Origin of the sequence: Roseomonas sp. 18066 (genome assembly GCF_902706185.1) — a bacterium.
GTDB lineage: Bacteria > Pseudomonadota > Alphaproteobacteria > Acetobacterales > Acetobacteraceae > Pseudoroseomonas.
Genome location: NZ_CACSJM010000188.1, coordinates 1 through 9883 on the forward strand (window position 1 = coordinate 1; position 9883 = coordinate 9883).

Annotated in this window: 11 protein-coding genes; 6 read left to right on the plus strand and 5 right to left on the minus strand. The window is 72.7% G+C overall.

The window, feature by feature from the left end; translation table 11 throughout:
• Positions 1-1616 (plus strand): methyl-accepting chemotaxis protein (locus GVN67_RS25740; protein WP_235035492.1); only part of this gene is annotated, 1616 nt, incomplete at its 5' end.
• Positions 1613-2791: a PP2C family protein-serine/threonine phosphatase gene (locus GVN67_RS25745; protein WP_160000179.1), complete on the plus strand. Its 1179-nt coding sequence runs from the start codon at positions 1613-1615 to the stop codon at positions 2789-2791. The genes GVN67_RS25740 and GVN67_RS25745, both read left to right, overlap by 4 nt.
• 77 nt (positions 2792-2868) lie before the next feature.
• On the opposite strand, the gene GVN67_RS25750 is transcribed toward GVN67_RS25745, so the two are convergent.
• Positions 2869-3972, minus strand: coding sequence for a DNA topoisomerase IB (locus GVN67_RS25750; protein ID WP_160000180.1), 1104 nt, complete (start codon positions 3970-3972; stop codon positions 2869-2871).
• A gap of 79 nt (positions 3973-4051) precedes the next feature.
• Between GVN67_RS25750 and GVN67_RS25755 the strand changes: the two genes are divergently transcribed.
• A complete protein-coding gene (locus tag GVN67_RS25755) occupies positions 4052-4507 on the plus strand; it encodes a GNAT family N-acetyltransferase (RefSeq protein ID WP_160000181.1) in 456 nt (151 codons plus the stop codon).
• Between the two features lie 25 nt (positions 4508-4532).
• Here the strand turns inward: GVN67_RS25755 and GVN67_RS25760 are convergent, their stop codons facing one another.
• On the minus strand, positions 4533-4922 hold the full coding sequence (locus GVN67_RS25760; protein WP_160000182.1) for a nuclear transport factor 2 family protein: 390 nt from the start codon (positions 4920-4922) through the stop codon (positions 4533-4535).
• A gap of 128 nt (positions 4923-5050) precedes the next feature.
• Here GVN67_RS25760 and GVN67_RS25765 point away from each other — a divergent pair, with 128 nt between their 5' ends.
• From GVN67_RS25765 to GVN67_RS25775, 3 genes are all read left to right on the plus strand, one after another.
• Entirely contained in the window at positions 5051-5992 is a 942-nt protein-coding gene (locus tag GVN67_RS25765) for an acetylhydrolase (RefSeq protein WP_160000183.1), read from the plus strand.
• Entirely contained in the window at positions 5993-6610 is a 618-nt protein-coding gene (locus tag GVN67_RS25770) for a ribonuclease HII (RefSeq protein WP_160000184.1), read from the plus strand.
• Between the two features lie 153 nt (positions 6611-6763).
• A complete protein-coding gene (locus GVN67_RS25775; protein WP_160000185.1) occupies positions 6764-7855 on the plus strand; it encodes a site-specific DNA-methyltransferase in 1092 nt (363 codons plus the stop codon).
• A gap of 7 nt (positions 7856-7862) precedes the next feature.
• On the opposite strand, the gene GVN67_RS25780 is transcribed toward GVN67_RS25775, so the two are convergent.
• The 3 genes from GVN67_RS25780 to GVN67_RS30495 all read right to left on the minus strand — a co-directional run bounded on the left by GVN67_RS25780 (position 7863) and on the right by GVN67_RS30495 (position 9705).
• Positions 7863-8069 (minus strand): DUF3072 domain-containing protein, encoded by a 207-nt coding sequence (locus GVN67_RS25780; RefSeq protein ID WP_160000186.1) that lies wholly within the window; start codon positions 8067-8069, stop codon positions 7863-7865.
• A 94-nt stretch (positions 8070-8163) separates the two neighbouring features.
• Positions 8164-8682: a biotin transporter BioY gene (locus GVN67_RS25785; protein ID WP_235035494.1), complete on the minus strand. Its 519-nt coding sequence runs from the start codon at positions 8680-8682 to the stop codon at positions 8164-8166.
• An 18-nt stretch (positions 8683-8700) separates the two neighbouring features.
• Positions 8701-9705: an A/G-specific adenine glycosylase gene (locus GVN67_RS30495; protein WP_304621472.1), complete on the minus strand. Its 1005-nt coding sequence runs from the start codon at positions 9703-9705 to the stop codon at positions 8701-8703.
• Positions 9706-9883: the final 178 nt, after the last annotated feature.

Consider the following 9883-nt stretch of genomic DNA (forward strand, 5'->3'; position numbering starts at 1 on the left):
CCCCCCCCGAAGGCCCCCGCCGCGGCTGGGCGCTGCGTGGCGGCGCGGCCTCCCGCGGGCGGCTCGCCGCCTGGATGGGGCGCATCGGCACCCGCGCTGTGCTGGTCGCGGCGCTGATGCTGGGTGTCGTCCTGCTGCTCAGCGGCACGGCGCTGGTCACCGGCCAGCGCCAGGCCGCGCTGATCGAGCAGATCGGCGTGCGCGACCGCTCGGCCGATGCCGCCGTCGACGAGCTGACCCAGCATGTCGCCGATTTCTCCGCGGGCTTCGCCAGCGTCATCGCCGGCGTGCTGCAGCCGGTGCCGGCGGCCCCCCGCATGGTGCGCGGCGGCGAGCGGATCCTGGCCAGCTTCGCCCGGGTCAACGCCCTGCTGGGCCATGAGCTGGACCCCATCCTGATCAGCGGCGGCCGCGACATGGCCGCCCGCATGCCGGACTTCGTCGAGCAGGTGCGCGCCGCCTTCGCCGCCCGCCAGCGCAGCGCCTTCGGACCGCTGCAGGAAGAATGGCTGGACTACATGACCACCTATACAAGGGTGGCGAACGCGGCGCGCGACTTCGTGCAGAAGCGCGGCGATGCCAGCCTGCGCGACGCGCGCGAGCTGGCCGAGCAGGCGCGCCGCATCGTGCTGGCCGCCGGCATCGCCGGCCTCGCCGGCTGCGCGCTGATCCTGGTGGTGCTGGTGGCGCTGATCGCCCGCCCACTCAGCCGCATCGGCGGCGCGATGGAGGGGCTGGCCCGGGGCCGGCTGGACAGCGCCGTGCCGGAGACGGCGCGGGCCGACCAGCTGGGCGAGATGGCCCGCGCCGTCGTGGTCTTCAAGCAGGGGCTGCTGGCCAGCCGCAGCCTGTCCGAGCAGGCGGCCGAGAACGCCCGCCGCACCGCGGTCGCCACCACCCAGGCGTCGGACGCGATCGGCCAGGTCAGCGACGGCTCGATGACCCAGCTGTCGGAATTGCGCCAGGTGGCCGAGGCGCTGTCGCAATCGGCCAGCGCCATCCGCGAGGTGGTGCGCACCACCGCCGATTCGAACGACCAGGCGCAGCACGCCAAGGCGCTGCTGGGCATCAACCTGGTCAAGGTGCGCAGCCTGATCGAGCTGGTCGATGCGGTGGGCGACGACACCGAGCGCGTGACCCGCATCGCCTCCACCATCTCCAAGATCGCGACGCAGACCAATATCCTGGCAATCAACGCCGCCATCGAGGCCGCCCGCGCCGGCGAGCACGGCCGGGGCCTGGCCGTCGTCGCCGAGGAGGTCCGGGCGCTCGCCACCAGCAGCGAGAGCCTGGCGCAGGAGATCGCCGACGTGGTGCTGATCGCCGGCCGCCGCACCCGTGAGGGCAGCGGCACGGCGGCCGCCGTCGGCGAGGACATGGACGCGCTGGAGCGGCTGGTGGTCGAGGGCGCGCGCCTCTCGGGCGCCATCGCGGTCGCCATGGAGCAGCAGCAGGCCACCGTCACCGACATCCATGCGCGTGTCGGCACCCTGACCCGGATCGGCCAGTCCAACGCGACCGCGGCCGAGGAGATCACCGTGACCATGATCGATCTTGCGAAACTGGCGACCGAGACGCGAAGTGCGGTCGAAAGCATGGCGGGGCGCGGGGCATGAGCGCCGCCGTGGAGCCGCAGCCCGACGTCGCCCTGCTGATCGTCGACGACAGCAGCTTCAACCGGCTGATGCTGAAGCGCCGCCTGGGCGAGCTCGGCTACAGCAACATCACCATGGCGGAAGACGGCGAGCAGGGCCTGGCCGCCATCGAGCGCCAGCGCTTCGACGTGGTGCTGCTGGACCTGGAGATGCCCAGGCTGGACGGCATCGCCGTGCTGGAGCAGCTGCACGCCGCCCGCGGCGCCGCGCCCCCGGTCATCGTCATCTCGGCGCTGACCGAGATGGAGAAGATCGTCCGCTGCATCGAGCTCGGCGCCGAGGACTACCTGCCGAAGTCCTTCGACCTGCCGCTGCTGCGTGCCCGCCTCGGCGCGGTGCTGGAGAAGAAGCGCCTGCGCGACCTCGCCGACCAGCGCCTGGCCCTGCTGGAGGCCGAGCTCGAATCCGCCCGCGCCGCGCAGCTGTCCCTGGTGCCGCGCGACTTCCGCGCCATCGCGCCGGCCGGCCTCGACCTCTGCGCCGCCATGGTGCCGGCGCGCCAGGTCGGCGGCGACCTCTACGACGCCTTCCGCATCGACCCGGACACCCTGCTGATCACGGTGGCCGATGTCTCCGGCAAGGGGGCGCCAGCCGGCCTGACCATGGCGCGCAGCCTGGGCCTGATCCGCGCCGCCGCGGTGCTGCTGGCCGCCGACGGCACCACCCCCGACCCGGCCGCCATCATCACCCGGGCCAATGACGACCTGGCCCGCGACAATGACAGCCTGACCTTCGTCACCATCGCGCTCGCCGTGCTGGACGCCACGACCGGCCAGGGCCGCATCTGCGTCGCCGGGCACGAGGCGCCCTATCGCCTCTCGGCGGCCGGCATCGCGCCGCTGACCGGGCTGACCCGGCAGCCGGCCATGGGCGCGCTGGAAGACTACCCCTATGGCAGCGATCCGCTGTCCCTCGCGCCCGGCGAGGCGCTGCTGCTGTTCAGCGACGGCGTCACCGAAGCCGAGGACGCCCATAGCGAATTCTACGGCCGCGAAAGGCTGGAGGCCGCCCTCGAGCCCTGCGCCACCCGGCCCGCCGCCAGCGTCGTCGAGGCGCTGCTCCAGTCGGTGGAAGCCTTCGTCAACGGGGCGCCGCAGGCGGATGACATCACGGCGCTGGTGCTGCGGCGCAGCTGAAGGGCAGGCCAGGGGAATGAATTCCCCTGGGCCCCTTCTTCTTTCTGGTCTGTTGGCTGTTTGAGGGGCGGCGCGCTTCAGCCGGCCTTCAGACGCTTGCGCAGGAAGGCCAGAACGGCCGCCTCCTCCGGCTTCAGCGCCGGCAGCTCGTCGCGCAGCGCGGCGTCCACCTGCTGCTTCACCTGCACCAGCAGGCTGCCCTGCAGGTAGCTGTCGAGCACCTCCGGATGGACATAGCATTTGCGGCAGATGGTCGGCGTGTTGCCCAGGCGCGTGGCGGCATGCTCGATGGCGGCCTTGACGTTGCGCTTGGCGGCGGCCTGGCTGTCGAAGCGCTCGAATTCGGACAGCGCCATCGCCGCCAGCACGGTGCCGGCCCAGGTGCGGAAGTCCTTCGCGGTGATGTCGCGGCCGGTGATCTCACGCAGGTAGTCGTTGACGTCGGCGGAATCGATGCCCTGGCGGGCGCCGTCGGCATCCAGGTACTGGAACAGCGCCTGGCCGGGCAGGTCCTGGCAGGCCCGCACCACCTTGGCCACCCGGCGGTCATGGAGGGAAAGCTTCCAGTCCTTGCCGCTCTTGGCGCGGAAGGCGAAGCGCAGCTCGGCGCCCTCGATGGCGACATGGCGGTTCCGCAGCGTGGTCAGGCCATAGCTGCCATTGGCCTGGGCATAATCCTCGTTGCCGACACGGATCAACGTGCAGTCCAGCAGATGCGCCACGGTGGCCAGCACCTTGCTCCGGCCGAGGCCGGGCGCCGCCATGTCCTCGGCGATGCGGGCGCGCAGGCCGGGCAGGCAGCGGGCGAAGGCCATGACGTGCTGATACTTCGTGGCGTCGCGCGCCACCCGCCAGTCGGGGTGGTAGCGGTATTGCTTGCGCCCTTTCACGTCGCGGCCGGTGGCCTGGATATGGCCGTCGGCGCGCGGGCACAGCCAGACGCCGGTCCAGGCCGGCGGCACCGCCAGCTTCTTCAGCCGGGCGATGGTCGCCTTGTCGCGGATCGCCTGGCCGTCGGGGCCGCGGAAGCTCCAGCCGGCGCCGCTGCGGCGGCGGGTGATGCCGGGGCCTTCGTCCGAGACATGGCGCAGCCCGGCGGCGCGGGCCTCGGCGACGGGGGTCGGCACCGGTGGCAGGCGGCGTCGCGGCGTCTCGACCTCGGCGCGGCTCTGGTTCAGCATGGGCGCGGCATTCCTTGCCTTTCCTCATGCCTGAAACGCGCGGCCCCGGCTTCCGGTTCCGCGCCGCTGGAGCCCATCGATGCCCGACCCCGGCCTGAAGATCCTGCCGCTGGAAGACAGCCACCGCCCGGAATGGGAGCGGCTGTACCAGGGCTATGCTGAATTCTACCGCACCGAGCAGACGTCAGAGATGCGCGCCCGCGTCTGGGGCTGGATCCACGACCCGGCGCATGAGGTCAATGGCTTCATCGCCATCGACGGCGCTGGCCGCGCGGTCGGCATCACGCATTACCGCCCCTTCGCCCGGCCGCTGTCGGCGACGATCGGCGGCTTCCTCGACGACCTCTTCGTCGACCCGGCCTCGCGCGGCCAGCGGGTGGCCGACGCCCTGATCGGCGCGGTGGCCGATGTCGGCCGCCAGAAGGGCTGGAGCGTGATCCGCTGGATCACCGCCGAGAACAACTATCGCGGCCGCGGCGTCTATGACCGCGTCGCCACGCTGACGCCCTGGAAGACCTACGACATCAAGCTCTGATGCCGGCCGCCGGCGGGGCGGCCGGTCAGGCGACGGTGGAGCAATGCGCCGCCACCACCTGCCAGGTCTCCTCGCCGGTCTTCTGATCGAGGATCTTCTGCCAGACGCGGGTATAGGCAAAATGCCCGGCGACATGGGCGCCGCGGAAGCGGCCCTCCAGCTTCGCGCGCAGCGTCACCACCGCGGCCGCCTCGCCGAGGGCGCGCAGCTTGCGGTCGGCGATCTCCAGCCGGTCCAGCCGCAGCAGGCCGGAGCGGTGGATCGCCAGGTCCTCGGCCTTGCCCTGGCTGCGGCCATTCTGGTCGATGAAGACCAGCCCCTCGGCCAGCAGCCCGTCCAGCGTGGCGACATCGCCTGCCTTCATCGCCGCGGCCAGGCGGTCTTCCAGAGCCAGCACCGGATGGTCGGTGGTCATCGCGCGGGTTCCTTCCGGCCGCGCGTCGCGGCCAGGGCAATGAAAAGGGCGGCATAACTGGTGCAGAAGCAGCCGGGCCGCAATGCACCCTCTCGCCAGGGCGGCGCGGCAGGCCCATCTGCAACGCCATGTTGACCCGTCGAGCCACCCTCGTGGCCCCTTTGGCGCTGCCTTTCCTCGCCCTTCCCGCCGCCGCGGCGCCGCCCCGCCTCCTGCGCGAGGAATGGCGCGACCCGGCCCGCGACCGCCGCCTGCCGGTGCTGCTGCGGCTGCCTGATGTGCCCGGCCCGGCGCCGCTGATGATCGTCTCGCATGGCCTGGGCGGCTCGCGGGAGGGGCTGGCCTATCTGGGCCAGGCCCTGGCCGAGGCCGGCATCGTCGCGCTCCACATCCAGCATCCCGGCACCGATGACAGCCTGTGGCGCGACGTGCCGGACCGGCGGGCCACCCTGCTGGCGGCGGCGAGCGACGCCAACCGCGCGCTGGACCGGCTGCTCGACGTGCGCTTCGCCCTCGACACCATCGCCACGGCGCCCTCCCTCGCATCCCGGGTGAACGTCGAAAAAATCGGCATCGGCGGGCATTCCTACGGCGCCTGGCTGACCCAGCACATGCTGGGCGAGCGGCTGCCCGGCGGCGATCGCGGCCTGGCCCTGCCCGATCCGCGGCTGTCGGCCGGCGTCGCGCTGTCGCCGATGCCGCCCGAGGGGCTGCCGCCGCGCCTGGCCTTCGCCCGCGTCACCGCGCCCATGCTGTTCGTCACCGGCAGCCAGGACCACAGCTGGCTGGGCGGCACCTCGGCCGAGGCGCGGCGCATCCCCTATGACGCCATGCCGGGCCCGGCGGCGCTGGCGGTGCTGGAGGGCGCCACCCATGCCTCCTTCGCCGGCGAGAGCGGCGTCGGCGAGCGCTGGGAGGAGGCGACCTACCATCCGCGCAGCGCGGGCCTTGCGGTGGCCTTCCTGCGCGGATTATGGCTCGGCGATGCCGCGTCGCGCGCCTTCCTGCGCGCGGGCGCCCCCGGCCTGCTCGCCGCGGGGGACCGGCTGGAGACCAGGGGCCTCGACTGAATGCCGGATTATGCGTTGGAGCTGGCGGCCGGCGGCCGCGTGGCCGGGGTGGACGAGGCGGGCCGCGGCCCGCTGGCCGGCCCGGTCATGGCTGCGGCCGTCATCTTCCATGGCCCGCCGCCCGACACGCTGGCGATGCTGCTCGACGACAGCAAGAAGCTCTCGGCCGTGCAGCGGGAGGCCGCCTGCATCGTGCTGCGCGCCGCGGCGCGGGCCGGCGTGCTGGATTTCGCCGTGGGCGCCGCCTCGGCCACCGAGATCGGCCGGCTGAACATCCTGCGCGCCACCCACCTGGCGATGTTCCGCGCCGTGGCCCGGCTGCGCATCCGGCCCGATATCGCCCTCGTCGATGGCAATGCGCCGCCGCTGCTCACCTGCCCGGTGCGCTGCGTGGTGAAGGGCGATTCCCTCAGCCTGTCGATCGCCGCCGCCTCGATCCTGGCCAAGGTGACGCGCGACCGCGCCATGACCCGGCTGGACAGCCGCTGGCCCGGCTATGGCTTCGCCCGCCATGCCGGCTACCCCACCGCGCTGCACCGCGCGGCGCTGCTGCGGCTGGGCCCCTGCCCGCATCACCGCCGCGGCTTCGCCCCCGTCGACCAGCTTTGCCTGCTCTGATCAGGCGGTTTGCCGAAGGCAATAGCCGGCCCGACTCGCACGCCCCGTTAAAATGCGGGGGTAGGCTGTTGAAAACGGCGACTCGGCTTCCTTGACGGCGCGACTCCACCCCGCGCATTGTCCGCCTTCGAGTCGCCGGGGGATTTTGCGCGCGTGGGGAAGGGGCTGGATCTACCGTTGGACTGCATCCTCGAGGGGGATTGCATCGAGATGCTGCGCGCGCTGCCGCCGGCCTCGGTGCATGCCATCTTCGCGGACCCGCCCTACAACCTGCAGCTCAAGGGCGAGCTGCGGCGCCCCGATGAGAGCGTGGTGGATGGCGTCGACGATGCCTGGGACCGTTTTTCCGACCTGGCCGCCTATGACGCCTTCACCCGCGCCTGGCTGACCGAGGCGCGGCGCGTGCTGCGCAAGGACGGCACCATCTGGGTGATCGGCAGCTACCACAATGTCTTCCGCCTGGGCGTCGCGTTGCAGGACCTCGACTTCTGGATCCTGAACGACGTGATCTGGCGGAAAGCCAATCCGATGCCGAATTTCCGTGGCCGCCGCTTCACCAACGCGCATGAGACCATGATCTGGGCCTCGCGCGGGCAGGACAGCCGCTACCGCTTCAACTACACCGCCATGAAGTCGCTGAACGACGACGTGCAGATGCGCAGCGACTGGTTCATCCCGCTCTGCACCGGCAACGAGCGGCTGCGCGACGCCGATGGCAAGAAGGTCCACCCGACCCAGAAGCCCGAGGCCCTGCTGCACCGGGTCATCCTGTCCTGCACCGCGCCGGGCGACGTGGTGCTCGATCCCTTCCTCGGCTCCGGCACCACCGCGGCCGTGGCGCGCCGGCTTGGCCGCCGCTGGATCGGCATCGAGCGCGACCCGACCTATGCCACCGCCGCCCGCGCCCGCATCGCCGCGGTCGAGCCGCTGTCGGAAAGCGCCTCGCTGGTGCTGCCGACGAAGCGCGAGCAGCCGCGCATCCCCTTCGGCACCCTGGTCGAGCGCGGGCTGGTGCCGCCCGGCGCCCGCCTGGTCGACCGCCACCGCCGCTTCACCGCCGAGGTCGGCGCCGACGGCTCGCTTCATTGCGGCAAGGCGCATGGCTCGATCCACCAGGTGGGCGCGGCCGTGCAGGAGGCACCCTCCTGCAACGGCTGGCTGTTCTGGCACCTGGAGCGGCGCGACGGCACGCTGCGGCTGCTGGACGAGTTGCGCAGCGAGATCGTCGCCAGCATGGGCGGCTGAGCCGCCCTCAGTGATCCCGGCCGCGGCCGGTCTTGCCCTGCAGGGCATCGATCCGCTGCGAGGCCTCGGCCTTGGTCAGCCCAGGGTCGAATTCCTCGCCCGCCTCCTCGCAGAGGGTCTGCAGGTAGCTGGCCTGGGCGCCGGTCATGGTCTCGTCGCCGGTGGTCCAGTTCTCCGGCGGCTTGACGGTGTTGGACGGCGTTTCGTCGGTCATGGCAGCGGCCTCCTGTTCTTGTCCTGTTCCATGACAAGAACCCGCGCCGCGACGCCGGGTTGCGTCGGGCGCCCGCGGGCGCCCGACAATCGGCCTACTTCGCGGCGGCGCGCAGCGTGGCCAGCGCCAGCCCGGTCTTGACCAGCGTGCCCGGGATGAACAGCACGAAGCCGACCATCGCCGCCTTCTCCAGCCCGACGAACTGCGCCAGCCAGGCGACGCCCGGCACGAACAGCAGCAGGTGGGCGGCCAGCAGCACGCCACCCTGGCGCGGCAGCCCGCCTTGCGCGAAGCCGGCCAGCCAGGCCGCCGGCAGGAAGCCGAACAGGAAGCCGGCCGTCGGGCCCATCAGCGCGGCGGGGCCGGCGGCACCGCCGGCGAAGACCGGCAGGCCCATGGCGCCCTCGGCCAGGTAGAGCAGCACCGCGGCGACGCCGACCCGCGACCCGCCCAGCGCGCCGAGCAGCAGCACCACCAGGGTCTGCATGGTCGCCGGCACCGGCCACATCGGCAGGGTGATCTGCGCGGAGGCCGCCAGCGCGGCCGAGCCCAGCAGGGCGAAGCCCGCGAAAGCCAGGCGGCTGCGGGCTGCGAGGGTGGAAAGCTGCATCATGCGGGGCGTCCCGTTCTTTTATTCGACGCCGCCCAGGAGGGACGCGCGCGGCGCCCCGCTTGCCACGGCGGCGCCATGGTCGGCAAGGCCATGCGCCAGCACCGGTTCCGCCAGCACCATCAGCCGCTGCATCGCGCCCGGCAGGGCCAGCGAAGCGGCCTCGGCGGTCAGCCATTCGCCCTCGGCATTCAGCCCGGGCGGCGCGACCGCGGCCAGCAGCGTCATGCGCAGCTCGAAATGGGTGAAACCATGCCGCGCCTCGCCGGGCAGCGCCTGCCAGGGCAGCAAAGCGGGGGCATGTTCCAGCGCCTCCCGCAGCGGCCAAGCCTCCTCGCGCCAGGGCGTGCCCGGCAGGCCGAGCATCCCGCCCAGCAGGCCCGAAGGCGGTCGCCGGCGCAGCAGGATCCGCCCCTGGGCGTCGAGGAGCAAAAAGTGGACGCCGGCCTTCACCGGGCGGGCGCGCTTGGCCACCTTGCGCGGCAGCGTCTCGGCGATGCCGGCACGCTGCCCGGCGCAATCGCCGGTCCAGGGGCAGATCGCGCAGGCCGGCTTGCGCGGGGTGCAGATGGTCGCACCCAGGTCGAACAGCGCCTGGACGAAATCGGCGGGCCTGGCCACGGCGGCGGCCTGGGCCATCCAGCCCTGGGCGAGGGCCGCCAGACGCGGCCGGGCGCCCGGCAGCGGCTCGTCCACCGCCTCGACCCGGCTGGTCACCCGCTCGACATTGCCGTCCAGCGGCACCACGGCGCGGTCGAAGGCGATGGCGCCGACGGCGGCCGCGGTATAGGCGCCGATACCCGGCAAGGCGCGCAGCCCCTCCACCGTGTCCGGGAAGCCGCCGCGGGCGGCCACCGCCTGGGCGCAGGCATGCAGGTTGCGGGCGCGGGCGTAGTAGCCCAGCCCGGCCCATTCCTCGGCGACCTCCGCCCAGGGGGCGGCGGCCAGCGCCTGGACCGAGGGGAAGCGTTCGAGGAAGCGGCGCCAGCGCGGCGCGACGGTGGCGACCGTCGTCTGCTGCAACATGACTTCGGAGAGCCATATGCGGTAGGGATCACGCACCGCCTCGCGCCACGGCAGCGCGCGGCGGTGACGGTCATACCATTCGATCAGGGCAGAGGCAGGGGGCAGCACGCATGCAGGAAAAGGACGAAGCGGCCCGCCGCGCAAGCCCCCCCGCGGCAAATTCCGCCCCGCGACAGGC